Annotated in this window: 25 protein-coding genes; 8 read left to right on the forward strand and 17 right to left on the reverse strand. The window is 73.4% G+C overall.

Annotated elements, in window-relative coordinates; genetic code table 11:
- Window positions 1–20: 20 nt before the first annotated feature.
- A complete protein-coding gene (locus ABD437_RS38610) occupies window positions 21–1,448 on the reverse strand; it encodes a dihydrolipoyl dehydrogenase family protein (protein WP_344653945.1) in 1,428 nt (475 codons plus the stop codon).
- 133 nt (window positions 1,449–1,581) lie between these two features.
- Window positions 1,582–1,815: a hypothetical protein gene (locus ABD437_RS38615; protein WP_344653946.1), complete on the reverse strand. Its 234-nt coding sequence runs from the start codon at window positions 1,813–1,815 to the stop codon at window positions 1,582–1,584.
- A gap of 320 nt (window positions 1,816–2,135) precedes the next feature.
- On the opposite strand from ABD437_RS38615, the gene ABD437_RS38620 reads away from it, so the two are divergent.
- Window positions 2,136–2,480 (forward strand): RNA polymerase-binding protein RbpA, encoded by a 345-nt coding sequence (locus tag ABD437_RS38620; RefSeq protein WP_035856302.1) that lies wholly within the window; start codon window positions 2,136–2,138, stop codon window positions 2,478–2,480.
- A 55-nt stretch (window positions 2,481–2,535) separates the two neighbouring features.
- On the opposite strand, the gene ABD437_RS38625 is transcribed toward ABD437_RS38620, so the two are convergent.
- The 5 genes from ABD437_RS38625 to ABD437_RS38645 all read right to left on the reverse strand — a co-directional run bounded on the left by ABD437_RS38625 (window position 2,536) and on the right by ABD437_RS38645 (window position 8,881).
- The gene (locus tag ABD437_RS38625; RefSeq protein WP_344653947.1) at window positions 2,536–3,060 is read right to left on the reverse strand and encodes an FxsA family protein; all 525 of its coding nucleotides are present in this window, start codon (window positions 3,058–3,060) and stop codon (window positions 2,536–2,538) included.
- Window positions 3,061–3,112: 52 nt separating this feature from the next.
- On the reverse strand, window positions 3,113–3,901 hold the full coding sequence (locus ABD437_RS38630) for a polyprenol monophosphomannose synthase (RefSeq protein ID WP_344653995.1): 789 nt from the start codon (window positions 3,899–3,901) through the stop codon (window positions 3,113–3,115).
- 20 nt (window positions 3,902–3,921) lie between these two features.
- The gene (lnt, locus tag ABD437_RS38635) at window positions 3,922–6,081 is read right to left on the reverse strand and encodes an apolipoprotein N-acyltransferase (protein ID WP_344653948.1); all 2,160 of its coding nucleotides are present in this window, start codon (window positions 6,079–6,081) and stop codon (window positions 3,922–3,924) included.
- A gap of 563 nt (window positions 6,082–6,644) precedes the next feature.
- Window positions 6,645–8,240: an amidohydrolase gene (locus tag ABD437_RS38640; RefSeq protein ID WP_344653949.1), complete on the reverse strand. Its 1,596-nt coding sequence runs from the start codon at window positions 8,238–8,240 to the stop codon at window positions 6,645–6,647.
- 53 nt (window positions 8,241–8,293) lie between these two features.
- Window positions 8,294–8,881 carry a hypothetical protein gene (locus ABD437_RS38645; RefSeq protein WP_344653950.1) on the reverse strand — a complete coding sequence of 196 codons (588 nt, stop codon included), beginning with the start codon at window positions 8,879–8,881 and terminating at the stop codon, window positions 8,294–8,296.
- Between the two features lie 166 nt (window positions 8,882–9,047).
- Here ABD437_RS38645 and ABD437_RS38650 point away from each other — a divergent pair, with 166 nt between their 5' ends.
- The 3 genes from ABD437_RS38650 to ABD437_RS38660 all read left to right on the forward strand — a co-directional run bounded on the left by ABD437_RS38650 (window position 9,048) and on the right by ABD437_RS38660 (window position 13,038).
- The gene (locus tag ABD437_RS38650) at window positions 9,048–10,382 is read left to right on the forward strand and encodes a sensor histidine kinase (RefSeq protein ID WP_344653951.1); all 1,335 of its coding nucleotides are present in this window, start codon (window positions 9,048–9,050) and stop codon (window positions 10,380–10,382) included.
- 149 nt (window positions 10,383–10,531) lie between these two features.
- On the forward strand, window positions 10,532–11,248 hold the full coding sequence (locus ABD437_RS38655; RefSeq protein ID WP_425558345.1) for a response regulator: 717 nt from the start codon (window positions 10,532–10,534) through the stop codon (window positions 11,246–11,248).
- Between the two features lie 1,235 nt (window positions 11,249–12,483).
- Window positions 12,484–13,038: an SUKH-4 family immunity protein gene (locus tag ABD437_RS38660; RefSeq protein WP_344653952.1), complete on the forward strand. Its 555-nt coding sequence runs from the start codon at window positions 12,484–12,486 to the stop codon at window positions 13,036–13,038.
- 27 nt (window positions 13,039–13,065) lie between these two features.
- Here the strand turns inward: ABD437_RS38660 and ABD437_RS38665 are convergent, their stop codons facing one another.
- Both ABD437_RS38665 and ABD437_RS38670 read right to left on the reverse strand, forming a co-directional pair.
- Window positions 13,066–14,172, reverse strand: coding sequence for a M24 family metallopeptidase (locus ABD437_RS38665; RefSeq protein ID WP_344653953.1), 1,107 nt, complete (start codon window positions 14,170–14,172; stop codon window positions 13,066–13,068).
- A gap of 41 nt (window positions 14,173–14,213) precedes the next feature.
- Window positions 14,214–14,534 carry a GNAT family N-acetyltransferase gene (locus ABD437_RS38670; RefSeq protein WP_344653954.1) on the reverse strand — a complete coding sequence of 107 codons (321 nt, stop codon included), beginning with the start codon at window positions 14,532–14,534 and terminating at the stop codon, window positions 14,214–14,216.
- 77 nt (window positions 14,535–14,611) lie between these two features.
- Between ABD437_RS38670 and ABD437_RS38675 the strand changes: the two genes are divergently transcribed.
- Window positions 14,612–15,508 (forward strand): 5'-3' exonuclease, encoded by an 897-nt coding sequence (locus ABD437_RS38675; protein ID WP_344653997.1) that lies wholly within the window; start codon window positions 14,612–14,614, stop codon window positions 15,506–15,508.
- On the opposite strand, the gene ABD437_RS38680 is transcribed toward ABD437_RS38675, so the two are convergent.
- Together ABD437_RS38680 and ABD437_RS38685 are read right to left on the reverse strand one after the other, a co-directional pair.
- Window positions 15,483–16,304: a sensor histidine kinase gene (locus tag ABD437_RS38680; RefSeq protein WP_344653955.1), complete on the reverse strand. Its 822-nt coding sequence runs from the start codon at window positions 16,302–16,304 to the stop codon at window positions 15,483–15,485. The genes ABD437_RS38675 and ABD437_RS38680 overlap by 26 nt on opposite strands.
- A gap of 86 nt (window positions 16,305–16,390) precedes the next feature.
- Window positions 16,391–19,111, reverse strand: a complete 2,721-nt coding sequence (locus ABD437_RS38685) for a DEAD/DEAH box helicase (RefSeq protein ID WP_344653956.1) — start codon at window positions 19,109–19,111, stop codon at window positions 16,391–16,393.
- Between the two features lie 41 nt (window positions 19,112–19,152).
- Between ABD437_RS38685 and ABD437_RS38690 the strand changes: the two genes are divergently transcribed.
- The 3 genes from ABD437_RS38690 to ABD437_RS38700 all read left to right on the forward strand — a co-directional run bounded on the left by ABD437_RS38690 (window position 19,153) and on the right by ABD437_RS38700 (window position 22,204).
- The gene (locus ABD437_RS38690) at window positions 19,153–19,896 is read left to right on the forward strand and encodes an HAD family hydrolase (protein WP_344653957.1); all 744 of its coding nucleotides are present in this window, start codon (window positions 19,153–19,155) and stop codon (window positions 19,894–19,896) included.
- A gap of 80 nt (window positions 19,897–19,976) precedes the next feature.
- Window positions 19,977–21,059 (forward strand): IPT/TIG domain-containing protein, encoded by a 1,083-nt coding sequence (locus tag ABD437_RS38695; protein ID WP_344653958.1) that lies wholly within the window; start codon window positions 19,977–19,979, stop codon window positions 21,057–21,059.
- 161 nt (window positions 21,060–21,220) lie between these two features.
- Window positions 21,221–22,204 (forward strand): IPT/TIG domain-containing protein, encoded by a 984-nt coding sequence (locus ABD437_RS38700; RefSeq protein ID WP_344653959.1) that lies wholly within the window; start codon window positions 21,221–21,223, stop codon window positions 22,202–22,204.
- Window positions 22,205–22,238: 34 nt separating this feature from the next.
- Here the strand turns inward: ABD437_RS38700 and ABD437_RS38705 are convergent, their stop codons facing one another.
- The 6 genes from ABD437_RS38705 to tatA all read right to left on the reverse strand — a co-directional run bounded on the left by ABD437_RS38705 (window position 22,239) and on the right by tatA (window position 26,594).
- Window positions 22,239–22,982, reverse strand: a complete 744-nt coding sequence (locus ABD437_RS38705) for an SDR family NAD(P)-dependent oxidoreductase (RefSeq protein WP_344653960.1) — start codon at window positions 22,980–22,982, stop codon at window positions 22,239–22,241.
- 2 nt (window positions 22,983–22,984) lie between these two features.
- Complete coding sequence (locus tag ABD437_RS38710) at window positions 22,985–23,914, reverse strand: putative RNA methyltransferase (protein WP_344653961.1); 930 nt, start codon at window positions 23,912–23,914, stop codon at window positions 22,985–22,987.
- On the reverse strand, window positions 23,899–24,330 hold the full coding sequence (locus ABD437_RS38715) for a hypothetical protein (protein WP_344653962.1): 432 nt from the start codon (window positions 24,328–24,330) through the stop codon (window positions 23,899–23,901). The genes ABD437_RS38710 and ABD437_RS38715 overlap by 16 nt, the downstream gene beginning before the upstream one ends.
- 72 nt (window positions 24,331–24,402) lie before the next feature.
- Window positions 24,403–25,323 carry a diacylglycerol kinase family protein gene (locus ABD437_RS38720; RefSeq protein ID WP_344653963.1) on the reverse strand — a complete coding sequence of 307 codons (921 nt, stop codon included), beginning with the start codon at window positions 25,321–25,323 and terminating at the stop codon, window positions 24,403–24,405.
- A 54-nt stretch (window positions 25,324–25,377) separates the two neighbouring features.
- Complete coding sequence (gene tatC, locus ABD437_RS38725; RefSeq protein WP_344653998.1) at window positions 25,378–26,238, reverse strand: twin-arginine translocase subunit TatC; 861 nt, start codon at window positions 26,236–26,238, stop codon at window positions 25,378–25,380.
- A gap of 59 nt (window positions 26,239–26,297) precedes the next feature.
- Entirely contained in the window at window positions 26,298–26,594 is a 297-nt protein-coding gene (gene tatA / locus ABD437_RS38730) for a Sec-independent protein translocase subunit TatA (protein WP_344653964.1), read from the reverse strand.
- Between the last annotated feature and the right edge of the window lie 2 nt (window positions 26,595–26,596).

The raw sequence follows: 26,596 nt of genomic DNA on the forward strand, positions 1-26,596 counted from the left end.
CCACGCCGGGGCGCGCCTTCTCACCGGCCGTAGGCCTCGAGGAGGCGCAGCCAGACCTCGCTGATCGTCGGGAAGCTCGGCACCGCGTGCCACAGGCGGGACAGGGGCACCTCGCCGACGATCGCGATCGTGGCCGCGTGCACGAGCTCCGCCGACGTCGCCCCGACGAACGTGGCGCCGACGATCACCTCGCGCCCGGTGTCGACGACGAGCTTCGCCCGCCCGGCGTACCCGTCGGCGAACAGCGACGCCCCGGCCACCTGCCCCAGGTCGTACTCGACCGCGCGCACCGGCAGCCCGGCGTCGCGCGCCTCGGCCTCGGTGAGCCCCACCGCCCCGACCTCCGGGTCGGTGAACACGGCCTGCGGCACCGCCGCGTGATCGGCGGTGGCCGCGTACCGGCTCCACGGCGTGGGTTCGGCGGCGTCCCCGCCGGCCCGCGCGACGATCGCCGCCCCGCACGCCCGGGCCTGGTACTTGCCCATGTGGGTGAGCAGCGCGCGCCCGTTCACGTCGCCCGCCGCGTAGAGCCAGTCGACGCCCGCGACCCGGCAGCTGTCGTCGACCCGCAGTTCGGTGACGCCGACCGTCTCCAGGCCCAGACCCTCGACCGCGGCCGTCCGCCCGGTCGCGACCAGGATCTCGTCGGCCCGGACCGTGCGGGTCGCGTCGGCGTCCGCGACGTCGATCCGGACGCCGGCCTCGTCGCGTTCGACCGCGGTGACCGTCGCCCCGAGCCGCACGTCGACGCCGGCCTTCGGCAGCCCGGCGAGCACGGCCTCGCTCGCGAACGGCTCCAGCCGCGGCAGCAGACGCTCGCCCCGCGCGATCAGCGTCACCCGGCTGCCCAGGGCGGCGAACGCGGTGGCCATCTCGCAGCCCACGACCCCGCCGCCGAGCACGGCCAGCTCGTCCGGAACCGCGGTCGCCGACGTCGCGTCCCGGCTGGTCCAGGGGTCGGCCTCGGCCAGACCCGGAACGTCGGGCACGGTGGCCCTGCTCCCGGTGGCCAGCACTACGGCCTGCCGGGCGGCCACCCGGCGCGCGCCGCCGTCGCGGGTGCGGATCTCGACCTGCCGCTCCCCCACCAGCCGGGCGGTGCCGCGGACCAGCGCGATGCCGGCGTAGTCGAGCCAGCCGACCTGGGAGTCGTCGGACCAGTTGTGGGTGAAGCTGGTGCGGCGGGCGAGGACCTGCTCGGGGTTCGGGCCGCCGCGCACCGCGGTGGCGGCACCGTCGACGCGCCGCGCGTCGGCGAGGGCAGCGGCCGGGCGCAGCAGCGCTTTGCTGGGGATGCAGGCCCAGTACGAGCATTCGCCGCCGACGAGTTCCCGTTCGACGAGCAGCGCGCTCAGACCGCCGCGGACGACCTGGTCGGCCACGTTCTCCCCGACCGGTCCGGCACCGACGACGATCACGTCGTACTCGTCCCCGCCCGCCACCGCCATGCTCGCCGCCTGTCTCTCCGTAGCCGTCGGCCGGGTAACCCGGCCGAGCGCACGGTAGCGGATCCCGGCGACGGTCACCGCACGTGAAGCCCACCGACCGCGCGCACCCGGGCGTGTTGGCGGGCGGGGTGGATCAGGGGCGGCGGGTGGCGGCCCAGACGGAGGCGCCGACCGCGACCACCGCGCCGGCCGCGGCGGCGTACGCGGCGACCTTGGCGACCCGGCCCTGACGCGCGGCCGTGACCAGCGTCACCGCGTCGGCCCCGTCGGACAGCGCCGACGCGAGCAGCCACGGCCGCGGACTCCGGCCACGCACCACCGCGTAACTCGTCCCCAGCGCGAGCGCAATCTCCCGGCTTGCGAACATTTGCGTGATAAACGTCGCTCGTGCCGCCGTGGCGCTGTCGATACCCATTCCCCGAGGTAGCGCAGTAGGCTGGACGGTGGACACGGCGCCGACGGCCAAGCGGAGAAGCGCGACCGCGAGGACGATCTGCCGGGACCGATCGGCGGCGGGGGATCCAACCTCGCTCGTGTGCTCCACGCGTGTCCTCCTTGTAACGAGTTGCCGCATACGCGCATGCGGTGGTGTGCTGCTGGGCACATAAGTCAGCGACGGCGGAATCTTCTGTCCGTCATCGTCGTTGGTACCGGTGGCTGACCGCAGACGCCAGGGGGTTGATGCAGATGGGTGAGCGCACGCTGCGCGGTAGTCGGCTCGGAGCAGTGAGCTACGAGACCGACCGCAACACGGAGCTGGCGCCCCGCCAGCAGGGAGAGTACCTGTGCCCGCGTGGTCACCGGTTCACGGTCCCTTTCGCCGCCGACGCGGAAATCCCGATCACGTGGGAATGCCGGGCCGACGGTACCGTGGCGCGAATCATCGACGGTGACGAGCCGGAGGCCAAGAAGGCCAAGCCGCCGCGTACGCACTGGGACATGCTCCTGGAGCGGCGCACGGTCGCCGAGCTCGAGGAGGTCCTGGCCGAGCGCCTGGAGGTCCTTCGAGGTCGGCGGAGCCGCTCCGCCTGACCGACGACACGAGAAACCCGCCGCCCCTTCGGGGACGGCGGGTTTCTCGTGTGTCTCAGCGGTCGATCTCGCCTTCGATGACGGTTCCGCGGCCGGGTGAGAACTCCCGCGGCGGCACCGGCTCGCCCTGACCCGGCGCGGCGGCGGCGTCGGCCTTCACCCGGCGCGACCGCACCTGCATCGGGCCCAGCAGCGCGCTGCTGACATCCGGCGGCATGCGGCGCACGGCCGAGCGCAGCACCAACCGCCCGGCGAGCGCACGGACCGGCGGCACCAGCAGCAGCAGGCCGACGACGTCGCTGATCAGGCCGGGCAGGATCATGAGCAGCCCGCCGGCCAGCACGACCGCGCCCTCGGCGGTCTCCTTCGCCGGGGTGCGCCCGGCCGCGGCGGCTTCGCGCAGCGCCCGGAACGCCCGGGCGCCTTCCCGGCGCAACAGCCAGCTACCGAGTAGCGCGCTGCCGACGAGCAGCAGGAACGTCCATCCGAGCCCGACCTCCTGGCCGACGCGGACGAGCAGGGTGATCTCCACGGTGGCGGCCACGATCAGTACGACGAACGCGGCGAGAAGGGCTCGCATGAGTCAAGCGTACGACCGGGCCGCCGCACCGGCCGAAACTCTCAGCGGCCTCTCAGCGCAGCTTGTCGATGACCTTCTTCGCGGCGTCCACGCGCGCCTGCACACCCCACAGCCCCACCCGCCACAGCGCTTCGCGGACGATGTCCGAGCTCATCTTGCTGTGGCCGCGCTCCCGCTCGGCGAACGTCACCGGAACCTCGACGACCCGGTAGCCGGCGCGCCAGGCCCGGTAGACCATGTCGATCTGGAAGCAGTAGCCCTGCGACGCGACCCCGGCCAGGTTCTCCGGTGCGATCACCTCGGCGCGGTAGGCGCGGAACCCGGCCGTGCTGTCCTTCACCGGGATGCTCAGCGCGAGCCGCGTATACAGGTTCCCGACGTGCGAGATCATCACCCGCGACATCGGCCAGTTGACGATCTTGCCGCCCGGCACCTTGCGCGAACCGATCACCACGTCGGCGTCGCGCAGCGCGTTGAGCAGCCGGGGCAGCTCGTCCGGGTCGTGGGAGCCGTCGGCGTCCATCTCCACCATGACGTCCGCGCCGTGCTCGGCCGCCCAGGCGAACCCGGCCAGGTAGGCCGCGCCGAGGCCCTCTTTGCTCGTGCGGTGCAGGACGTGCACGCGCGGGTCGGCGGCGGCCATCTCGTCGACGATCTCGCCGGTGCCGTCCGGTGACCCGTCGTCGGCCACCAGCACCTCGACCTCGGGCACCGCGCGGCGCAGCCGGGTGACGATCAGCCGGATGTTCTCGGCCTCGTTGTAGGTCGGGATGACGACGACCACGTTTCCCAGACCGGGATATTCCTCGCGATTCGAGGCCGGACCGGGGCCCTGCTCCATCTTCTCGGCCGTCATCGGTGTCAGCCTTCCTCCGTCGTTCGTCCCACGCCGGCCGCTCGACGTCGCCGCAGCGCAGCGGCCGCGACCAACGCGACCCCACTGAGCGTGCAGAACGCCGCTTCCGGCCACTGGCCCACTGCGGTGGCCAGCGTACGGTCCTCTGACAACGCGAGTGACCGGATCAGCGTTCCGGCCGAGAAGAGACCCGCGTGGTCGTAGATGTGCCCGTTCGGGCCGATCGTGGCGGAGATCCCGCTCGTCGACGCGACGACCGACCACTTGCCGTGCTCGACCGCACGGAGCCTCGCCATCGCGACCTGCTGCGGGCTCTCGCCGCTCAGGCCGAACGTGGCGTTGTTCGTCTGCACCGCGAGGATCTGCGCGCCGGCGTTGACCGTGTCGGTCACCAGGCCGTCGTAGGCGACCTCGAAACAGATCACGTCGCCGACCTGGACGGTGCCCGCGGTCGGCGTCGGCATGCCGACCGTGCCGATCTCCGTGCCGGCCTTGAAGTCACGGCGGACCAGGTCGACCTTGGTGGTGATCTTCCGGGCGAGCGACCGCAGCGGAATGTACTCACCGAACGGCACCGGGTGACGCTTCTCGTACCGGTCGGTGGGGCCCTCACCGGGCACCCAGACCAGGCCGGCGTTCGTCAGGTACTCGCCGGGGCCGCGCAGCACCGCGCCGACCAGGATCGGCGCCTTGATCGCGGTGGCCGCCTCGTCGATCTCCGCGCGGGCGTCCTCGTTGATCAGCGGGTCGATGTCGGACGCGTTCTCCGGCCAGATGACCAGATCGGGTTGCTTCGCCCGGCCGGCGGCGACGTCACGGGCGAGCGTGAGCGTGCGGGTGACGTGGTTGTCGAGCACCGCGCGCCGCTGGGCGTTGAAGTCGAGCCCGAGGCGGGGAACGTTGCCCTGGATGACGGCGACCGTGACGTTCCGGCCGTCGGCCTTCGGCGTCGGGAGGAACCAGGCGGCGAGCAGGACGACACCGACGGCCCCGAGCCAGGCCGCCGCCCGCACCCCCGCCCGCCGCCCGCGGGACGCGCGGGCGTCCGCCGCGGCCGAACCGGCGACGGCCGAGCCGGCCGATCTGGCCGAGCCGGCCGACGCGGCAAGGGGCGAGCCGGCCGATGCGGCGGCGGGTGGCCTCTGGTGGGGAGGTGGGGTGGCCGCGAGGAGGCGTCGGGCGAGCGGGTAATCGGTCAGGGGCCAGCGGCGCCAGAGGGCGGCGACGAGGAGGCCACCGAGTGCGGCGGTGGCGAACGTGACGAGGGGCGCACCGGCGACCGAGGCCAGGTGCAGCAGGGGGCCGTCGGTCTCGGCGAACGCGAGCCGGCCCCACGGGAAGCCGCCGAACGGCCAGCGCCCGCGCACCGCCTCCTGCGTGACCCAGCCGGCGCCGACGACGAGCGGCCAGCTCCAGCGGTACCGGTCGACGGCCCGCGAACTCGCGGCGAGCAGCGCACCGAGCCCGGCGACGTACGCCGCCTCCACCGCCCCCAGCAGATAGACGAACGCTTCGCCGACGTAGATGCCGACCCACTCGAGCAGGATCACGAAGAACACCAGGCCGTGCAGCAGCCCCAGCCAGGCGCCGCGGCGGGCCCGCTGGCGGTGCACCGCGGCGGCCAGCATCGCGACCGCGACCGGCGCGAGCCACCACAGGTCGTGGGGCGGGAAGGCCGGCACGAGCAGCGCGCCGGAGGCGATCGCGAGCAGCGCGGCGACCCAGCCCCGCAGCGGCGGCCGCTCGGGGTCGAGGTCCGCGGTGCTCCAGGGCCGCCACCGCCGCCGTCCACGCCCACTAGCGGGCGCGGTCTCGCCCGCACCGTCGCCGGTCGGGGCGTCAGCGGGGATCGTGTCCGGCGTGGTCTTGGTGGGCGGGGCTTCGTCGGCCGGGACGTCCGTTGCCGGGGACGCGGCGCTCAGGGACGCGGCGCTCGGGGACGCGGCGCTCGGGGACGCGGCGGCCAGTGCGTCCGTCGCCGGGGGCGAGGCGCTCAGGGACGCGGCGCTCGGGGGCGCGGCAGCCGGGGCGTCCTTCGCCGGGGGCGCGGCGCTGAGGGGCGCGGCGGCCGGGGGCGCGGCGGCAGGGGCGGCGTCGGTTGCGGGGGGCGGGCCGGGGACCACGGCGGCGGGCGAACCGCTCTCCGCGTCGCTTCGTGGCAGCACCGAACCTCCCTCCCGACCCGGGAGGGTCGTGTCCTGGCAACGATTGTGCCCACTCCCCCGACGATCCGGGGCCGGGTGGGGCGACCAATGCGACCGACCCCACTGTGGTAACGCCGCTCAGAACAAGCCACAGGGGCGCGGCGTGCACGCCGCGCCCCTGCTTCGGAGCTCCCCGACCGGTACGGGAGGAGTTCGGGAGGACCTTCGGACCGACTGCGGAGCGGCTGGCTGCCCGCTACGCCAGACGTTGTCTACTGACCCTCCGTCACCACCATCACCGCGACCTGGCACCGGCCGCGACCGTCGTCGTCCCGCCACCCTTCACCGGCTGGACCTGGCCCCTGCGGTGGCGCCACCGCGTTTGCCCAGCTAGCAAAGGCACGTTCCGTCGCCGTCCGATGCCCGAGGAAGTCACCTGGACACCGTAATTGCCGTCCGTCTCCTGTCAATACCGGCTTTCGCCGACAGTACGGACATCATGCCTGGTCAACCGTGACGAAGGGAAATCCGCCCCGCTGAATCAGACAAAACGGACAACCGGCGTGTCATCCCGCTCCGTGGTCTCACTCGCCGGTGAACACCGTCGAGCCGCGGACGACCGTGCGCAGACACCGCGGCGGGGTGGCGCCCTCGCCCAGCGCGGGCAGGCCCTGCACACCGGCGCGCGGGTCGGTGCTCCACCGGGCGACGCGGTCGTCGGGGGCCTGGATGACGAGTTCCTCCACCGCCCAGACCGCGAACGACGCCACCGCGCCCGGCACCAGCATGCCGCCGTCGTCCCGGCCGAGCGCGCGCCAGCCGCCCCGGGTGTGCGCGGCGAACGCCGCCCGGACGCTGATCGCGTGGCGCGGGTGGTGCGGGAACGCGGCCGCGCGGACGGTGCCCCACGGGTCGAGCGGCGAGACCGGGGCGTCCGAACCGAACGCGAGCGGAACGCCGACCCCGGCCAGGGCCGCGTACGGGTTCAGCGTCTCGGCCCGCTCCGCACCGAGCCGCTGGACGTACATGCCGCCGGGGCCACCCCACGCGGCCTCGAACGCCGGCTGCATGCTCGCCACGGCCCCGTGGTTGACCAGGGCCTTGATCAGCGCGGTGTCGAGCATCGAGGCGTGCTCGACCCGGTGCCGCCCGACGCGCAGCCGGTCGAGACCGACGGTTCCGGCCGCCAGCGCGAATCCCTCCGCGACGGCGGCCAGCGCCCGGTCGCCGATGGCGTGGAAGCCGGCCTGGGTGCCGTGGCGCACCGAGTCGACCAGGTGTTCGGCGATCTGGTCGGCGTCGGCGTAGAGGTGGCCGCTGGTGCCGGCGTCGTCGGCGTAGGGCGTGGAGAGCGCAGCCGTGCGTGAGCCGAGCGCCCCGTCGACGTAGAGGTCTCCCCCGGCGCCGACCGCGCCGAGCTCGCGGGCCTTCGCCGCCGCGCGCCACTCGCCCCAGTAGCCGTAGACGTCCGGGCCGGGCTCCTCGGCGGCCAGCGCGAGGAGGCCGGTGAAGTCGTCCTCGCCGCCGATGTCGGGCCCGCCGCACTCGTGCAGCGCGACGATTCCCCGCGCGGCGGCGTGCGCGCGGGTGGCGCGCTGGGCGTCGGCCCGCTGGGCGGGGGTGACCGACGCCAGCGCGATGCCCCGGACGGCGTGGTGGGCGTCGCGGGTGACCGGCTGCTCGGCGTCGTACCCGGGAAGGCCGGTGAGGCCGGGCACGGTCGACCGCAGCGCGCTGGACGCCGCGGCCGAGTGCACGTCGACCCGGGCTAGGTAGACCGGGCGGTCACCGGCCGCCCGGTCGAGCTCGGCGGTGGTGGGCGGGCGGCCCTCCGGCCACGCCGTCTCGTCCCAGCCGTGGCCCAGTACGACGCCGGGATGCGCCGCGACGTGACGCGCGAGAGCATCCAGCGCGGCGGTGAGCGACGGGGTGCCGGCGAGGTCGAGACCGAGCAGGCCGATGCCGGTCTGGGTGGTGTGCACGTGTGCGTCGACAAAACCCGGCACGACCAGTGCACCGGCCAGGTCGACGACCTCGTCGGCGCCGAACGCGGCGGCCTCGGCCGCGTCGTCGGAGCCGACGAACAGCACCCGGTCGCCCTCGACCAGCAGCGCGGTCGCGAAAGGATCCGCGGGGCTGTAGACCTCGCCGTTGCGGTAGAGCGTCGCCATGGAGGTCATTGTGCTCCCCGCCCCCGACAGTTCCCGCCCGGCGTCGGACCGGGTGGGCCGGGTCACGCCGGGGCGGCCACCACGCGCGCCGGTGCGGACGACGACGCGCGCCAGAGCGTCCAGGAGAGCCCGAGAAGCCCCGCGGAGCCGAGCAGGAAACCGACCGAGACCACGACGTCGGGGACCGCTCCGCGCAGCGCCGCCAGCAGGAACCCGACCGCGTACAGCGCCACCGCCCACCGGGGGAACGCCCGCCAGGACACGATCGCGAACAGCACCGTGCCGAGCGCGAACACCGCCGCGATCACCAGGAAGCCCACCCGGGCCCGGCCGTCCACGAGCGCCTCGACCTCGGCCGTGGTGAGGTCGGCGAAGAGGAAGTGGCTCGCGAACTCGGCGATCAGCAGGCCCGCGACGCCGGCCAGGTTGAGCGCGTAGCCCACCAGGCCGAGCGTGCCCGCGGTGTGCCGCTGCCAGAGGTAGAGGCCGGTCAGGGCGAAGAGTGCGAGCACCGCGGGCACCGGCGCGATGCTCTCGGTGACCGCGTTCTCCGGCAGGAGGTCCTCCCGGCGCAGGTCGTTGACGAGCAGCAGGACGCCGGTGAGCAGGCCGGCGGCACCGGCCAGCCGGTAGCGGGCGGAGTCGGTCATCGAAGCGCTCCTTGTGGTCGAGGAGCCTCGACGGTAGGGACGCGGCGGCGGCCGGCGGCAGTGTCGCCGGGCGCATCCCGACGCCGGACGGCACGGGTGCCCGTGACTGCCGACCTATGCCGTTCGACGGATTCTCCGCAGGTCGCGGTCCGGTTAGCGTGAACCCATGCGGCTGGCTCAGGTGGCGTCCACGTTGTACGGCACCGTGCTGGCCGGCGGGCTGTACTTCGGGGTCGCCGGGTTGGCGCCGGTCGTGCCGTGGCGGGCCGCGGTGTTCGTCGTCGGGCTGCTGGCGCTGGTCGCCCTCGAGCGCTCCGGCCGGGCCACGCTGCTCGGCCGGGCGGCACTGATCGTGGCCGTGGTGGCGGCCGACACGTCCGGGCTCGCACGGGTGCTGTTCCTGCTGGTGCCGTTCGCCGTCTACCTCACCCGGGGCCGGCGGGCGGGTCATCTGGCCGCGGCGGGCTGCGGCGTCGCGCTGGTCGCGTGGTGGACGTTCGCCGAGCCGGGCTGGTCGTCCGACCGCGAGGCGCTCGGTGACCTGGTGATGTTCGCGGTCGGGCTGGTGCTGGCGGTGGCGATGGCGGCGGCCACCGTCGCGGCGGACACCGACCGGGCCCGCGCCGAGCGGCTCGTGGGTGAGCTGGCCGCGTCCCGGGAACGGGTGGCCGCACTCGCCGCCGCCGACGAACGCAACCGGGTCGCGCGCGACCTGCACGACAGCCTCGGCCACCACCTCACCGCGGTGACGATCCAGCTGGAGAAGGCCACCGCGTACCGCCCGCGTGACCCCGGCGTGGCCGACCGGGCGGTCGCCGACGCGCGCGCGTCGGCCCGCGAGGCTCTGGCCGACGTCCGCCGCTCGGTCTCCGCCCTGCGCGCCCCACCGCCCGAGCCCCGCGCTCCGGACCCGGTCGCGGCGTCGGACCCGGTCGCGGCGTCGGACCCGGTCGCGGCGTCGGACCCGGTCGCGGCGTCAACCCTGGTCGCGGCGTCGGCCGCGGCGCCGGATCTCTTCGCGGCGCGGGCCGCGGCGCCGGTGTGGGCCGAGCGGGCGGATTCCGAGCGCGGAGGGGCGGCGGAGGCGCTGGTGGGGCGGCTGGGCGAGTTGGTCGCGCGGCTGGGGTCGACGGGGGTCGCGGTCACCTGCGCTGCGTCCGGCGCGGCACCGTGCCCGGCGGGGTCGGAGGACGTGCTGTTCCGCGTCGCGCAGGAGGGCCTCACGAACGCACTGCGACACTCGGGTGCCCGGTCGATCTCGGTGACCGTTCACTTCGCCGCCGACGCCACGACGCTGGCCGTCCACGACGACGGCTCCGGCCTACTCGCGTCCACCCCGGCGAGCGGGGCCGGGGGTGGTTCGGGGTTCGGGCTGGTCGGGTTGCGTGAACGGGTGAGTGCGGTCGGCGGGGCGCTGGAGGTCGACGGGCCGATCGGAGCGGGCACCACGCTCACCGCACGCATCCCGACGCACACCGCGGCCCGACCGGAGCCGGTGTGACGAACCCGACCGATCACTCGAGCCCGACCGGTCACGCGAGCCCGACCAGCGACGCGGGCATGACCAGCGGGGCGAGCTTGACCGGCGGGGCGGGCATGACCGGCGGGGCGGGCATGACCGGCGGGGCGGGCATGACCAGCGGGGCGGGCATGACCAGCGACGTGAGCTTGACCGGCGGGGCGGGCTCGAGCGGCGGGGCGGGCTCGAGCGGCGACCGGGGCGTGGTCGGTCTGACTCGGGTGCTCGTGGTCGACGATCAGCGGCTGGTTCGTGAGGGGGTGGCGTCGCTGCTCGAGCTGGAAGACGGCATCTCGGTGATCGGCACGGCCGCTGACGGGCGGGAAGCGGTCGCGCTGGCCGTGCGGCTCCGGCCGGACGTGGTCCTCATGGACGTACGCATGCCGGCCTCCGACGGCGTCGAAGCCACCGCCGCGGTACGCCGGCAGGCGCCCGACAGTCGCGTCGTCATGCTCACGACCTTCGACGACGAGGACTACGTCGTGCGGGCACTGCGGGCCGGCGCCAACGGATACCTGCTCAAAGATCTCCCCGCGGCGGAGCTGGCCCGCGCGGTTCGCATGGCCCACGCCGGCGTCGACCAGTTCGACCCGGCGGTCACGGCCCGCCTGCTCGCCGTGGCCGACCGAGGCGGCCCGCTCCCGTCCCCCGCCCCCGACGGCCTCACCGCCCGGGAGGTGGACGTCCTCCGCTGCCTCGCCCGAGGCGCCACCAACCGCGAAATCGCGGCCGCCCTGGTCGTCAGCGAGGGCACCGTGAAGAACCACGTGTCCAACATCCTCAGCCGCCTGGGCCTCCGCGACCGCACCCAGGCCGCCCTCTACGCCCGCGACCGAGGCCTGACGTGACGCTGCTCCCTCCGGCCCCCGACAGCCGCGCAGATGGCCCTGGATGCACAGAGGTGCCCGCTCGCATACGAGCACTACGCCCAGCTGTCTCCCACCCTGCCGGGGTCGCTCGAAGCGCCGCGATTGCCCGCCCACCGGCGCACCTCCGACCCCTGCGCGTGGCCGCTTCACCCCTCAAGGGCGCCGCGGGCTGGGAAAGCACCTCTTCCAAGCACTCCCGCCCGACCCGGCTCGCGCGAGCAGCCTCATCGTGAAGATGCGAGCACTACGCCCAGCTGGCTCGCACCCTGCCGAGGTTGCGCGGAGCGCCGCGATCGCCCGCCCGCCGGCGGCCTTTCAAGCCCCTACGCATGACCCCCAGCCCTCAAGGGCGCCGCGAGGCCTGGAAAGCGCCTCTCCCAAGCTCTCCCGCCCGGCCCCGCTCGCGCGAGCAGATCCATGGTGAAGATGCGACCTACCCGCCTCTCACCGCGCCGGGGTTGCTCAGAGCGCTACGGCTGCCTACCAACTGGCGCACCTTCAAGCCCTTCGCGTGGCCGCTTCACCCCTCCAGGGCGCCGCGAAGCAGGGAAAAGTATCTCGTCCAAGCACTCCCGCCCGGCCCGGCTCGCGCGAGCAGGTCCACGGTGAAGATGCGAGCGCGACGCCGAGCTGACTCGCGCCCTGCCGAGGTTGCTCAGAGTGCTGCGATTGCCCGCCCACCGGCGCACCTTCAAGCCCTGCGCATCGCCCCTCCAGCCCTCCAAGGGCGCCGTGAGTCCTGGAAAGCGCCTCCTCCAAGCGCTCCCCGCCCGGCCCGCCTCGCGTGAGCAGATCCATGAAGATTCCTCGGTCGGAAGCGACCGGCATTTGCCGACGCCCTGCCGCCGCGCGCTCCTGAAGCGCGCTGGCACACACGCACGGTGCTGGCACACGCGCACGCACGGCGCGGGCACGCAGGCGCGGGCACGCACGCACAGCGCGGGCACGCACAGCGCAGGCACGCACAGAACAGGCACGCACAGAACAGGCACGCACAGAACAGGCACGCACAGAACAGGCGCATACGGCACGGGCACGTGCGCCACGGGCACAAACGCACAGCGCTGGCACGCACGACACAGGCACGCAGGGCGCCGAGTTTCGGGTGGTCATGGCGCTGGCGGCAGCCGTGGCAACGAGGATCCGGTTTCGCGTAGATGAGTGGAACCCCCGCAGACGCCCAGCGGAGGAAGCCGTCGAACTATCGTCGGAACGTGTTCTCTGATCCGCCTCTGACGCCGCCCACGGCGGAGGAGCTCGAGTCATGGGCCGGCCGCGGGCGTGTCCGACGGGCGACCCCGACCGGCATCGAGGCCTGGGCGCTCCCGGAATCAGCGAAGGACGCGTTGATCTTCACCGGCGTCCCGCTCGTCGACGACCTCGTCGTCGAGGTCTCCTTTCGCGCCGAGCCCACCAGGTACCGGCTCGCTCGGCACTGCGACGAAGACGCCACGCTCGGGCACACGACCTGGGAGTTCGGTGCCGCACCGGAGACCGGCGAGGTTCGCCTCTGGTCGAAAGCTGGAGCCAGTTCCTTCGTCAACTCCTCGATCAGCCTATGGCTGTGCTCGCTGCACCTGGTCGGCCGCTGGCTCGCCGACTCCGCAGTCCTCGACCGCTGGGAGGAGAGCGCCGAGGCCGAGGCGCAGGCACTGTCCGAACTCGCCGAGCTGCTCCGGCGGATCGAAGCCATCGATCCGGCCGCCATCGCCGACGGCGATCACGAGCGGCAGTTCTGGCCCGGTGTGCTCGACCGCTGGCTCTTCTGACGTCGGCGACGGCCCACTCCCGCGGGCTCAGAGCAACGTCAGCGTGCGGGGCGTCACGTTCAGGCGATCGGGGCCGTCGGCGCCGCACACCACGATGTCCTCGATGCGCGCCCCGTAGCGCCCGGCCAGGTAGAAGCCCGGCTCCACGCTGAAGGCCATCCCCTCCTCCAGCACCGTCGGGTTCCCGCCGATGATCCAGGGCTCCTCGTGTTCCTCCAGGCCGATCCCGTGACCGGTGCGGTGGATGAACGCGTCGCCGTAACCGGCCGCGGTCAGGACGTCGCGGCAGGCGGCGTCCACCGACTCGGCGGTGACGCCCGGGCGGACGGCGGCCACGCCGGCCTCCTGGGCTTCCTGCAGTACCGCGTACGCGGTGGCGAACCCCTCCGGCGGGGCGCCGAGCACGTAGGTGCGGGTGGAGTCGGAACAGTAGCCGTCCACGGTGACGCCGCCGATGTCGACGACCACCGGGTCGCCGTCCTCGATCACCCGGTCGGACACCGCGTGGTGCGGGCTGGCGCCGTTCGGGCCGGAGCCGACGATCACGAACGACACGGTGGCGTGCCCTTCGCTCAGGATCGCGTCGGCGATGTCGCGGCCCACGGCGGCCTCGGTGCGGCCGGCGACGAGCCACTCGCCCATCCGCTCGTGGACGCGGTCGATGGCCTGGCCGGCGCGGCGCAACGCCTCGACCTCGGCCGGGGATTTGCGCACCCGGAGCGGGCGGAGCACGCCGCCGGCCAGCACCTGCTCGGCGGCCGGGAAGGCCGCGCGGAACGCGAGCACCTGTTCGGCCCACATCCGGTCGGCGAGGCCGAGACGCCGCGACGCCGGGATCAGATCGCGGATCAGCCCGTACGCGTCCGCGCCCTCGGCGAAGGCGCGGATCTCCAGATCGAGGCCGCCGGCCGGTGACGCCTTCGCGGCCGCCTCCTCGAGGGCCGGCACGACCAGCACCGGGTCGCCGTCGGCGGGCAGCACCAGGCAGGTCAGCCGCTCCAGCGCGTGCGCGTCGTAGCCGGTGAGGTAACGCAGGTCGGCGCCGGGCGTCAGCAGGAGCGCGTCCAGACCGGCCGCGGCCGCGGCCCGCTGGGCCACCCGGAGCCGGTCGGACGGGTAGAGGGCGTCAGACATGCCGTTCACAGTACGACGGACCCCCGACAGGAACGCGGCCCTCAGGACGAAGCGGGCAACTTGAACCGCGCGCGTGACGCCTCGGGGACCAGATCCAGGTAGTCGGGGTGGCGGGCGATCCAGCCGGCGATGTACGGGCAGCGCGGTAAGACCTGCAGGCCACGGCGGCGGGCGTCGTCGAGCACGTGCCGGGCCAGCTGGGAGGCGATGCCGCGGCCCTCGAACTCCGGCGGAACCCCGGTGTGGGTGAACACGATGGTCTCGCCGTCGAGCTGGTACTCGACCACACCGGCCAGTGCACCGTCGAGGTCCGCTTCGTACCGGCTCTCGTCGGGGGCGTCGCTGATCTTCACGTTGTCCATGCGTCCCATTGTCCCTGCGCGACCGGTGAGGCGAAGTCTGGCAGGCTGACCCCGTGATCACGACACCCGGCTCACTGATGCTCATCGACGCCGCAAGCATGTACTTCCGGGCGTTCTACGGCGTGCCGACGTCGATCACGGCGCCGGACGGCACGCCGATCAACGCCGTGCGCGGCTTCCTCGACATGACCTCCACGTTGATCACGAGGTTCCGGCCGCGCCGGCTGGTGGCCTGCCTGGACGAGGACTGGCGGCCGGCCTGGCGGGTCGCGCTGGTGCCCTCGTACAAGGCGCACCGGGTGGCCGGCGCACCCGACGAGGAGGAGATCCCCGACGAGCTGAGCCCGCAGGTGCCGGTGCTGCTCGAGGTGCTCGCCGCGGTCGGCATCGCGAGCGTGGGCGCCGCCGACTACGAGGCCGACGACGTGATCGGGACGCTGGCCACCCGCGGCCCCGGTCCGGTCGACGTCGTGACCGGTGACCGCGACCTCATCCAGCTGATCGACGACACGAGCGGCGTGCGGGTGCTCTACACCGGCCGGGGCGTGGCGAAGCTGGAGGAGATGGACGCGGCGGCGGTGCGGGCCAAGTACGGCGTCGAGCCGAGCCAGTACGCCGACTTCGCGACGCTGCGTGGCGACCCGAGCGACGGTCTGCCCGGCGTGGCCGGGATCGGGGAGAAGACCGCGGCCGGTCTGCTGGGGCGGTTCGGCGACCTGACCGGGCTGCTCGCGGCCGTCGACGCGCGCAACGCGGCGCTGCCGGCGTCGTCGTGGAAGCGGTTGGACGCGGCCCGGGAGTACCTGGCGGTCGCGCCGGACGTCGTGCGGGTGGCGCGGAACGTCCCGATCCCGCCGGTCACCGACGCGCTCCCGAGCACCCCGGTCGACCCGGAGCGGGTCGAAGCCCTGGCGGAGCGGTGGGGGCTCGAGAGCGCGATCGGCCGCCTCACGAAGGCGCTGTCGGGAACGTGATCCGGAACGTCGTCCCGCGGCCGGGCGCCGACCGGACGTCGATGTCGCCCCGATGGGCCCGGGCGATCGCGCTGACCGTGCCGAGCCCCAGGTGGGCGTCGTCGTCGGCGCCGGTTCCCGCGGTGAGCACGAGCGGCCGCAGCAGGCCCGGCTGACGCTCGGGCGGGATGCCGACGCCGGTGTCCTGCACCTCGATCGCCGGACGGGGCTCGGCCAGCGCACGCAGGCTGAGCCGGCCGCCGCGGTCGGTGAAGCGCAGCGCGTTGCCGGCCAGGTGCCCGATCGCGCGTTCGAGCAGTACCGGGTCGCCGACCGTCCACACCGGATCGGTGGCCTCCACGGTCATCGAGATGCCGCTGCCGTCGGCGGCCGGCGCCATCGCCGAGCCGACCCGGTCGACGACCGCCGCCAGGTCGACCGGCACGTGGTCACGCGCCGACTCGGCGTGCCGGGCCCGCGCGAGCAGCAGCAGCGTGTCGATCACGCGCAGCATCCGGTCGGAGTTCGCCTGCACCGCGCCGACGAGCCGCCGGGCGGTCGCCGGGTCGAGGCCGCCGCCGCTGTCGTCGGCGAGCAGCTCGAGCAGGGTGCGGATCGCGGTCAGCGGCGTCCGCAGGTGGTGGCCGACCAGATCGACGAAGTCGTCGATGAAGTCGTGGTGCTCCCGGGGAGCCGCGAACGCGGCCGAGAACGCCGCGTGGTCCGCGGCGATGTCGACACCGTCCGCCGACTCGCGGGCACTGTCTGCGAGGAAAGTGCGGTCGTGTCCGTTCTGCCCACTGCCCTCGTGCCGCACCGAACCCCCTGTCAAGTAGGAACGCCGATCGCCCGGAACGCCGGAATCAAAGCACAAGAAACGGCATTAACCGGGCGATCGGCGCGCTACAAGGCGGTGTAGGCGACCACTCCGCGCCGGGTGGCGTCGATCGCGGCGCGGGCCGTGGAGCGCAGGCCGCTGCCCGCCGGAGCCGCCGACGCGATCTGGTCGAGCAGGTCGAGCACCTGACGGCACCAGCGCACGAAGTCACCGGCCGGCATCTCGCCCTCGATCCCGGCGACGGACGTGAGGACCCGCTCCAGCGGCTCACCACGCGCCCACCGGTAGGCCGGCCAGACGAACCCGAAGTCGGGCTCGCGGGTGAGGGACAGGCCGCGCTCCCCCTCGTCGCGGGCGAGCTCGGACGCCAGCCGGCCGACGACGGCGAGCGAATCACGCAGCGGGCCGTTGGGCACCGGGGTGGGGCTCTCGTCGGCGCGCCGCGCCTCGTACACCAGCGCGGACACCGCTCCGGCCAGCTCCGGCGCGGACAGGCCCTCCCAGACCTCGGCGCGCAGGCACTCGGCGACCAGCAGGTCGGACTCCGACCAGATCCGGGCCAGCCCGCGCCCGGCGTCGGTCACCCGCTCGCCGTCCAGGTAGCCGCGGCTCTCCAGCAGGCCGCAGACCTGGTCGAACGTGCGCGCGAGCGAGTTCGTGCGGTTGTGCACACGCTGTTCGAGCTGGTGGGTCTCCCGCGAGAGCCGGTCGAAGCGCTCGGCCCAGCGCGCGTGCTCCTCGCGGTCGTTGCACCCGTGGCAGGGGTGGCGCCGGAGCGCGGTGCGCAGCTCCCCGAGCAGCTCGTCGTCCGCGGCGGCGGCGCGCCCCTTCCGCTTCCGGACGCCGGTCAGGTCGGACCCGGCCGTGCGCAGCGCCGACGCCAGGTCCCGGCGGGCCTGCGGCGAGCGGTGGTTGAAGTGCTTCGGCACCCGCATCCGGGTGAGGACGTCGATCTCGGCGGTGAAGTCGGCCAGGGAGAGCCGCCCGGCCCAGCGGTCGGCGGTGAGCACGAGCGGGCGGGCCTCGCCGAGCGGCTGGACCCCGGGGTCGAGCACGACCGCGAGGCCGGACCGGCGCCCGGTGGGCACCATGATGACGTCGCCGATGCGCAGTTTCTCCAGCGAATCGGCGGCCGCGGCCCGGCGCTGGTTGGCGCCCTGCCGGGCCAGCGCGTTCTCGCGGTCCTTGATCTGGCGGCGCAGCGCCGCGTACTCGGCGAAGTCACCGAGGTGACAGGTCATCGACTCCTGGTAGGCGTCGAGCGCGTCGTGCTGGCGCTGGGCCTGCTTGGCCAGGCCGACGACGGCCCGGTCGGCCTGGAACTGGGCGAACGACGTCTCCAGCAGCTCGCGGGCGCGTTCCCGCCCGACCGAACCGACCAGGTTCACGGCCATGTTGTAGGACGGCCGGAAGCTGCTGCGCAGCGGGTACGTGCGGGTGGACGCGAGGCCGGCGACGTGACGCGGGTCGATCTCCGGCGACCAGACCACGACCGCGTGGCCCTCGACGTCGATGCCGCGGCGCCCGGCGCGGCCGGTGAGCTGCGTGTACTCCCCCGCGGTCAGGTCGACGTGGGTCTCGCCGTTGAACTTCACCAACCGCTCGAGGACGACGGAACGCGCCGGCATGTTGATGCCGAGCGCGAGCGTCTCGGTGGCGAACACCGCCTTGACCAGGCCGCGGACGAACAGCTCCTCGACGACCTCCTTGTAGACCGGCAGCAGCCCGGCATGGTGGGCGGCCAGGCCGCGCTGCAGCCCGTCGAGCCACTCCCAGTAGCCCAGCACCTGCAGGTCCTCGGCGGCGAGGTCGCGGGTGCGCTCCTCGGCGATCGCGCGGATCTCGGCCCGCTCGTCCGGTGTGGTCAGACGCAGCCCCGCGGCCATGCACTGCTGCACCGCGGCGTCGCAGCCCGCGCGGCTGAACACGAACGTGATCGCCGGGAGCAGGCCCTCGCGGTCGAGGCGCTCGATGACGTCGGATCGGAACGGGACCAGGTTCTTGGCCCGGATCGGGCGGCCGGAACGGGTGTACTGGACCTTGCGCAGCTGCTCGCGGACGTACCGGGTGAGGTCCGGATCGACGTCCTTGTTCGTGAGGTTCTCGGTCTTCTTTTCGGTGAAGAGATCGAACATCCGGCGGCCGACGAGGACGTGCTGCCAGAGCGGCACCGGGCGGTGCTCGGAGACGACGACCGCGGTGTCGCCCCGGACCGTGACCAGCCACTCCGCGAACTCCTCGGCGTTGCTGACCGTCGCCGAGAGCGAGACCAGCGACACCGACTCGGGGAGGTGGATGATCACCTCCTCCCAGACCGCGCCGCGGAAGCGGTCGGCCAGGTAGTGGACCTCGTCCATCACCACGTAGGCCAGGTGCTCCAGCGTCGCGGAGTTCGCGTACAGCATGTTGCGCAGCACCTCGGTGGTCATGACCACCACGGGCGCGTCGCCGTTGATCGCGTTGTCACCGGTCAGCAGGCCGACCTTGTCGGCGCCGTAGCGGGCGACGAGGTCGTTGAACTTCTGGTTCGACAACGCCTTGATCGGCGTCGTGTAGAAGCATTTGGTGCCCTGACGGAGGGCCAGATGCACGGCGAACTCACCGACGACGGTCTTGCCGGCACCGGTCGGGGCGCACACCAGCACCCCGCGCCCGTCTTCGAGCGCCTCGCACGCCTCCCGCTGGAAGTCATCAAGATCGAACGACAGCTGCGCGGTGAAGTCGGTGTAGGCCGGGTGGCCGGCGCGCCGACGTGCCGCCGCGTACTGCTCGGCGGGGCTGCTCATGCGGCCAAGGCTACGCGAGAACGCGAGAGATAAATTGAGGCGTGTCTCTTCGTCCGATCGACGCCGTCCTGTTCGATTTCTCCGGAACGTTGCTGGCGGTCGAGCCGCCCGCGGACTGGTTGCGCCGCGCCGCCGGCCCGCTCGGCCTGGCCTTCACCGACGCCGAGTCGTCCGCGCTGGTCGAGCGGCTGCTGTGGGCCGGGCGGCCCGGCGGCCCGGCCCCGTCCGACCTGACCGGCGCGCTGATCGAGGCGTACGCGTCGCGTGATCTGTCGGTCGAGCAGCACCGCGACGCGTACACCGCGCTGATGGCGCGCGCCGACCTGCCGGACCCGCGGCTGGCGTCGGCGCTGTACGACGCGATGTTCCCGCCGGAGGCCTGGGTTCCGTACGCGGACACCGAACCGGTGCTGTCCGCGCTGGCATCTCACGGGGTGAAGATCGCGGTGGTCAGCAACATCGCCCACGATCTGCGGCCGACGTTCGACCACCACGGGTTGACGCGGTTCGTCGACGCGTTCGTGTTCTCGTACGAGGTCGACGCGATGAAGCCGAGCCCGAAGATCTTCCGCGTGGCCTGCGAGGAGCTGGGCGTGGAGCCGGAGCGGGCGCTGATGGTGGGCGACACGACGGCCGACGCGGGGGCGGTCGAGGTGGAGATGCCCGCGCTCGTCCTGCCGGCCAGCCCGCCCGGTGCGGTGCACGGCCTGGCCGCGGTGCTGGCGCTCGCCGGTGTACCGCCCGAGGTGCGGATCGGGGGCGGGGCGGGGCCGCTCCCCGGCTGATACCGGCTGAGCACCCGGCGGCACCGGCGGGCGCCGACGTCTTCTCCGAACCGACACTTGTCGTCCGGAGGAGACGTCCCGTGACCCTCGACACCCGCGCCCGCCGCGCCGCCGCCGTTGTCGCCCTGCTCGGCACCGGTGCCCTCGGCGTCGGCACGCTCGCGACCGCGTCACCCGCACTCGCCGCGTCGGCCAAACCCAAGCCCACGGCTCCGGCGAGCGCCAAACCGAGCGCCACGCCCAAGCCCAGTGGCTCACCCAAGCCCAGCGGCTCACCCAAGCCGACGGCCACGGCTCCTGCGGTGATCACGATCTCGGGGCTGAGCAGCGCCTTCGGTAACACGGCCGGCGGCACGAACACCGTGATCACCGGTAAGGGCTTCAGCCGCGTCGACCCGAAGAGCAAGTCCGCGGTGCTGTTCGGCAAGACCCCGGCCAGCACGTTCCTGGTGCTCTCCGACACGCAGATCGCCGCCACCGCGCCCGCGGGCACCGGCACGAAGGTTCAGATCTCGGTCACCGACGGCGCGAACACCAGCCCCGATACCCCCGCCGACGATTTCTCCTACCTCGAGCCGATCAGCGTCCAGCTTCCGGACAAGACGAGTCTCTCCGCCGCCGGCGGCACCAGCGTCCGGGTCACGCTGACCGCCAAGGCCCTCGACCTCGGCACGTCGACCGGCACGTTCGCACAGAGGAAGATCACCGCGACGGTCGACGGGAACGCTGCCGGCCTGACCTGGGTCGACGCCACGCACGTCGACCTGGTCGCCCCGGCCGGCACCCCGACGAAGACCGGCGGCAAGGTCTCGGTCGTGATCCTGAACAACGGCGTAGCCGGCGCGGCGGACACCACGCACGCCCGGTACGTGGCGGTGGTGACCAAGCTCAGCGCCGTCTCCGGCAAGGTCTCCGGTACGCCGGGCGTCGCCGGCAAGCCCGCGCTGACGATCGCCGGCGTCGGCCTGAGCGGTGCGACCGGGTTCTCGATCGGCTCGGCCAAGGCGACGTGCGCGCCGGTCAACGGCAAGGACGACACGCTCTGGACGTGCGCGAACGTGCCGGCCGGCACGGCGGGTGCCGCTCCGGTGCTCCCGACGTTCACCGACGGCCGCGTCGCGGGCGTCACCGCCGGCTCGATTTACGTGTACTCGGATCTCTGACCCTCCGCTCGCATCGCCGACCCCACCCGGGGGTCGGCGATGCGCCGATTCGCCACCTCGGTAGTTGTTAAGCCCTTTAGTTCATGTTTGTCTGTTTCGCGACGAGTTACGGCCGTGCATCGACGCGGCACACACCACCCCGCTCTCGCATGGAGACAGAGATGCTCGATACCTCCTGCCGTCCGCGTCGCGCGACGGCGACCGTGCTGGCCGGTTGCCTGGCCTTCGGCGGCATGATCGGCGCCCTCGGCTTCGCGGACATCGCCCAGGCCGCGGGCGAACCGACGGTCAAGGCGCTCAGCGTCACCAAGGGCTCGACGTCCGGCGGCACGGCGGTCCTGATCACCGGCACGGGCTTCAACGGCGTCAACGAGTCCAGTGGCGTCACGTTCGGCGCCACCGCGGCCGGCGGCACGCCCGCCACCAACGTCATCGTCCTGTCCGACACGCAGATCGCGGTCAAGGCCCCGGCCGGAACGGGTGCGGTGTCCGTCTTCGTGACGAACGCCAACGGAGCGAGCAGTGACACCTCGACCGACAACTTCAGCTACATCGCGCCGATCACCGTCACCGTTCCCGCCAACACGAAGCTGAGCGCGGCGGGCGGAACGAACTTCACCGCCAGCATCACCGGCGCGGGCGTCACCTCCTCGGGAGACGTGACCACCAAGAAGATCACCGCCACGGTCAACGGCGCCACCGCGAAGGTCGCCTACGGCGGGACCACCGACACGCTCACGATCACCGCGCCCGCCGGAACACCCACCGGAACCAGCGGCACGGTCTCGGTGATGGTGCTCAGCGACGGCGTCACCGGCACCCCCGACGCGTCCAACGCCAAGTACGTCGCCGTCGTGACGAAGCTCAGCGTGGTCAGTGGGCCCACGGCCGGCACGACCGGCTCCAGCGACAAGCCCGCCATCACGATCACCGGGGTGGGCCTCAAGGGCGCCACCGGCTGGCAGTTCGACGCGGTCGGCGCGACCTGTTCCGCGGGGAGCGGCAGCAAGGAAGACACGACGGTCACCTGCACCAACATCCCCGCGGGCACGGCGGGACCGGTGACGGTGAACTTCACGCCGGCGAACGGCGCGACGCAGGGCATCACGGCGGCCTCGACGTACACGTACACCGACCTCGGCTGACCCGGGCGGCGGGCTCCTTCGGGGGCCCGCCGTTCTAGTGCACGGAGAAGCCGCCGTCGACGAAGAGCGTCTGGCCGGTGACGTAGGCGCACGCGTCGCCGGACAGGAAGACGGCCACGCCCTCGTAGTCGGAGGGCTCGCCGTTGCGGCCGATCATCGTGCGTGCCGCCATCGCCGCGGCCTTCGACGGGTCGGCGAAGACCGGGGCGGTCAGCGGAGTGCGCACCACGCCCGGTGCCACCGAGTTCACGCACACGCCGCGCGACGACCACGCCTCGGCCTGCGAGCGGGTCAGCGCGGTCACGCCGCCCTTCGACGCGCCGTACGCGCCGCTGTTCAGGTACGCCCGCACGGCCTGCTGGGACGCGACGTGGATGATCCGGCCCCAGCCCCGCTCGGCCATCCGCGGCCCGAAGCGCTGCCCGAGCAGGAACGGCGCGGTGAGGTTGAGCTCGATCGTGGCGTCCCAGTCGTCGAGCGTCAGCTCGTCCATCGGGGGGCGGTGGTTGATCGCCGCCGCGGTGATCAGGATGTCGGGTTCCCCGTAGATGGCGGCGGCTTCGTCCGCGGCGCGAACCACCTCGGAACGCACACCGAGATCCGCGCTCACGGCCGCGACGCCGAGCTCCGCCACCGTCGCGTCGAGCGCCTCCCGGCCCCGCGCCACGACCACCACCCGGGCGCCCGCGCGCACCAGCGCCGAGGCCATCGCCCGGCCGATGCCCGAACTACCGCCGGTCACCAGGGCCACTCGTCCGGCCAGCGAGAACAGCTCCACCGTCACCTCCTGTAGGTACTGAGCGTCACCGAGAGCGTGACGTCCACCGGCTCCGGCAGCGCCGCGACCCGGGCGGCGAGCACCGCCGGCTCCACGTGCCACGCGGCCGGCCCCATCGCGACCGCGGTGACCGCCTCCGCGTGGGTCAGACGCAAGCTCGCCTCCACGACCTCGCCCCCGGCCCGGGTGAAGTACGGGCCGAGCGCCGCGTCCAGGCGGTCGGCTTTGCGGGGATCGACCGAGACCGCGCCCACCGCGGACGCGAGCTCGCGTAGGTGCCGGTCGGTGGGGGCGACCACCAGGACGACCCCGCCGGGGTTCAGCACGCGGTTCAGTTCCGCGCCGTTGCGCGGTGCGAAAACGTTGAGAACGACGTCCACCGCGCCCGATCGGAGCGGGAGCGGCCGCCACGCGTCGCAGCGGACGGCACCCGCACGCGCGTGTGCCCTGGCCGCCCGGCGCAGCGCGTAGCCGGAGATGTCGGCCGCGACCCCGACCCCGCCCGGCACCTCGTCGAGCACCGCGGCGAGGTAGTGCCCGGTGCCCGCCCCCAGATCGAGCAGGTGAACGCCCGGCGCGGATCCCGCGACCCCGGCGACGGCGGTGACCAGGGCGGACGTGATCGGGGTGAAGTGGCCGCCGGCGAGGAAGGCCTCGCGGGCGGCGACCATCGCGGCGGTGTCACCGGGTACCGGCGGGGCGTGGCCGGTGAGCAGGCTGACGTAGCCCTGCTTCGCCACGTCGAACGAGTGGCCGTTGGGGCAGCGCAGGGTGCGCCCGCTCAGCGCCAGGCCGACCGCGTCGTCGGCGCAGTGCGGGCACCGCAGGCGATCGACGACGTCCGCCAGCACCGTTCCCGCCCCCGCCCGCTCGCCGATCAGCCGGGATGCATCCTCGCATCCCCCGCCGACAGTTCTCAGGTCGGGACGCACACCTCGGTCGTGGCCACCTGCATGTTGATCGGCCCGCTGCGGAAGTAGCTCGGGTAGAACGCCTGCAGCCAGAACACGTACGCGGCGCCGCGCGTCAGCCCGCCGACCCTGACGTTCGCGGCGCGCCCGGCGAGCGGCGGCGTCACGCTGATCTGCCGGTAGGTCTGCGGGGCGTTGGGGCCGACCTCCTGGGGCACGACCCAGACCTTGTAGGCGTTGACCGGGCCGTCCCAGTAGCTGCGGACCCACCGCAGGGTGCACGACGACTTCCCGGGGGCGACGTAGACACGGACCCGCCAGTACGGGTCGGCCTGCGCGGGCAGCGGTGCGACGACCGCGCCGAGGAGCACGGCGAGCCCGATCAGCGCGGCGCCCACCCGGGCACGCACGGCGCTCCAGCGGTGTCTGACGGGCACGGCGGGATCCATCCTCTCGGGTAGCTCACCGCCCTATCGGCACGCCGTGGTCGGAGTTGAGCGGTCTCACGGTCAGCTCGAGGGTTGCCCCGACGCCCCGAGCAGGCGCACCGCGCCGGGCACGGCGGCCAGCAGCAGCGGCAGCGCGCCGGACGGCTCGCCGTCGGCGAACACGGCGGCACCCGGTGCGTCGACCCGGATGCGGGCGGCGCGGTAGGTACGGACCGCCGGGTGATCGACGTGGGTGCCCGAGTAGAGCCGGGGTTTGACGCGGATCAGCTCGAGGCGGCTGACCGGTTCGACGACGGTGACGTCGAGCAGGCCGTCGGTGGGGTCGGCGGCCGGGCACATGCGCATGCCGCCGCCGTAGCTGCGGGTGTTGCCCACGGCGGCGAGCAGGGCCGGGGTCTCGACGGTGGTGTCGTCGAGCCGGAGCGTCAGCGGATAGGTGCGCAGGCGGGCCAGCTCGGCGAGGATCGCCAGGTCGTAGCGGCGGGGGCCGCGGGGCCAGCGCATGCGGTTGGCGCGGGCGTTGACCGCGGAGTCGAAGCCCACCGAGAGGATCGCGGCGTACCAGCGCTCCGGGCCGTCCCGGTCGATCCGGACCGCGTCGATCGTCGTGGTGCGGCCGGCGTCGAGGTCGGCGAGGATCGCGCGCGCCGCGGCCGGCGGGTCCGCCGGCACACCGACGGCGTCGGCCAGGTCGTTGCCGGTGCCGAGCGGAACCAGGCCGAGCGGGACCCGGGTGCCGGCCACGGCTTGGAGCGCGAGGTGCGCGGTGCCGTCGCCGCCCACCGCGATCACGCCCCGGGCGTCGGCCGCCACGGCCTCGGTGACCGCGCGCAGGGCGTCGGCCCGGGTGGTGGCCGGCAGGAGCAGCGGGTCAGCCGGGCCGAGGGCCGCCAGCACCGCCGGCAGACGCCGCCCCACCTGGCCGCGCCCGGCACGCGGGTGGGCGAGCACCACCAGGCGTTGCGAGTAGTCGGGAGGCACGGCGAACTCTAACGCCGAATCCGCCCTCGCCGGCCGGCGAGGGCGGATCGCGGGTCAGAGGTCTTCGTCGCGCGTCGGGCGCGGAGCCTCACTGGGCTCGACCGGGCCGCTCCTGCGCACCGGACCGCTGGTCTCGACCGGGTCGAGCACGGTCTCGATCTCGGACGCCTGGTCGTCGTCGATGCCGGCGTACGAGCTCCGGGCCGCGGCCCTCGCGCGCCGCTTCTCGTTGAGGAACGCCGCGCCGACCGCGGCGAAGTACAGCGCGGTCATGCAGGCGCCGAGCGCGGTCATGCCGAACGGGTCGGGCGTGGGCGTCACGACCGCGGTGAACGCGAACGTGAGGAACACCGCCGCCCGCCACCACCCGAGCAGGCGCCGCGCGCTCGCCACACCGGCCAGGTTCAGCATGAACACGATCAGCGGGAACTCGAACCCGACGCCGAAGATGAGCAACATCCCGGTGACGAAGTCGATGTAGCCGGCGATGTTCGTGGTGAGCTGGTAGTCGCCGTCCACCGGGAGCAGGAACTGGATGCCCTTGGCGATGACGAAGTGCGCGAGCACCGCGCCGGCGACGAACAGCGGCACCGCGATCGCGATGAACCCGTAGGCCCACTTGCGCTCACGCGAGTGCAGACCGGGCGCGATGAACGCCCACAGCTGGTACAGCCAGATCGGCGACGCGATGATCAGGCCCAGGTAGAGCGCGATCTTCAGTCGGACGATCGTCGGCTCGAGCGGGGTGGCCGCGTTGAACGAACACCCGGCCGCGAAACGCTCGCAGTACGGATCGGTCAGGAACCGCTCCACCGGTTTCGAGAAGTACAAACCGATGCACAGACCGAGGAGAATCCCCAGGCACGCCTTGAACAGGCGGTCACGCAGCTCACGGATGTGCTCCATGAGCGTCATCGAGCCGTCCGGCGAGATCGGCCTCTTCGGCGTCCGCCGGCGCAGCCGCAGCGCTGGGCTCACCGCTGGTCGCGGGTCTCGCTCCGCGAGTCGACCACCCGGGAATCGACGACCGGGTTCTGCCGCTCGCCGAACTGGTCGGCCGGGTCGACGCGGTCATCGGTCAGCGGCGCACGCTCGTGCTTCGCCTCTGCCTTGCCCTTGACGTCGTCCTTCATCAAGCCTTCGGTCTCGGCCTTGAAGATCCGCAACGAACGGCCGAGGCCGCGCGCCGCGTCGGGCAGACGCTTCGCCCCGAACAGCAGAAGCAGCACGACGACGAGCACTGCGATATGCCAGGGCTTGAGAGCACCCATGA

Origin of the sequence: Cryptosporangium japonicum (assembly GCF_039524755.1) — a bacterium.
In the GTDB taxonomy this organism is placed as follows: Bacteria; Actinomycetota; Actinomycetes; order Mycobacteriales; family Cryptosporangiaceae; genus Cryptosporangium; species Cryptosporangium japonicum.

Bases quoted from the DNA above. Each gene is read 5' to 3' on its own strand.
- ABD437_RS38700 (WP_344653959.1), top strand. From the start codon at position 21,221: ATGCTCGATACCTCCTGCCGTCCGCGTCGCGCGACGGCGACCGTGCTG.
- ABD437_RS38675 (WP_344653997.1), top strand. From the start codon at position 14,612: ATGCTCATCGACGCCGCAAGCATGTACTTCCGGGCGTTCTACGGCGTG.
- tatA (WP_344653964.1), bottom strand. From the start codon at position 26,594: ATGGGTGCTCTCAAGCCCTGGCATATCGCAGTGCTCGTCGTCGTGCTG.
- ABD437_RS38670 (WP_344653954.1), bottom strand. From the start codon at position 14,534: ATGGACAACGTGAAGATCAGCGACGCCCCCGACGAGAGCCGGTACGAA.
- ABD437_RS38655 (WP_425558345.1), top strand. From the start codon at position 10,532: ATGACCAGCGACGTGAGCTTGACCGGCGGGGCGGGCTCGAGCGGCGGG.
- ABD437_RS38665 (WP_344653953.1), bottom strand. From the start codon at position 14,172: ATGTCTGACGCCCTCTACCCGTCCGACCGGCTCCGGGTGGCCCAGCGG.
- ABD437_RS38620 (WP_035856302.1), top strand. From the start codon at position 2,136: ATGGGTGAGCGCACGCTGCGCGGTAGTCGGCTCGGAGCAGTGAGCTAC.
- ABD437_RS38610 (WP_344653945.1), bottom strand. From the start codon at position 1,448: ATGGCGGTGGCGGGCGGGGACGAGTACGACGTGATCGTCGTCGGTGCC.
- tatC (WP_344653998.1), bottom strand. From the start codon at position 26,238: ATGACGCTCATGGAGCACATCCGTGAGCTGCGTGACCGCCTGTTCAAG.
- ABD437_RS38615 (WP_344653946.1), bottom strand. From the start codon at position 1,815: ATGTTCGCAAGCCGGGAGATTGCGCTCGCGCTGGGGACGAGTTACGCG.
- ABD437_RS38630 (WP_344653995.1), bottom strand. From the start codon at position 3,901: ATGGAGCAGGGCCCCGGTCCGGCCTCGAATCGCGAGGAATATCCCGGT.
- ABD437_RS38640 (WP_344653949.1), bottom strand. From the start codon at position 8,240: ATGACCTCCATGGCGACGCTCTACCGCAACGGCGAGGTCTACAGCCCC.
- ABD437_RS38625 (WP_344653947.1), bottom strand. From the start codon at position 3,060: ATGCGAGCCCTTCTCGCCGCGTTCGTCGTACTGATCGTGGCCGCCACC.
- ABD437_RS38650 (WP_344653951.1), top strand. From the start codon at position 9,048: ATGCGGCTGGCTCAGGTGGCGTCCACGTTGTACGGCACCGTGCTGGCC.
- ABD437_RS38645 (WP_344653950.1), bottom strand. From the start codon at position 8,881: ATGACCGACTCCGCCCGCTACCGGCTGGCCGGTGCCGCCGGCCTGCTC.
- ABD437_RS38685 (WP_344653956.1), bottom strand. From the start codon at position 19,111: ATGAGCAGCCCCGCCGAGCAGTACGCGGCGGCACGTCGGCGCGCCGGC.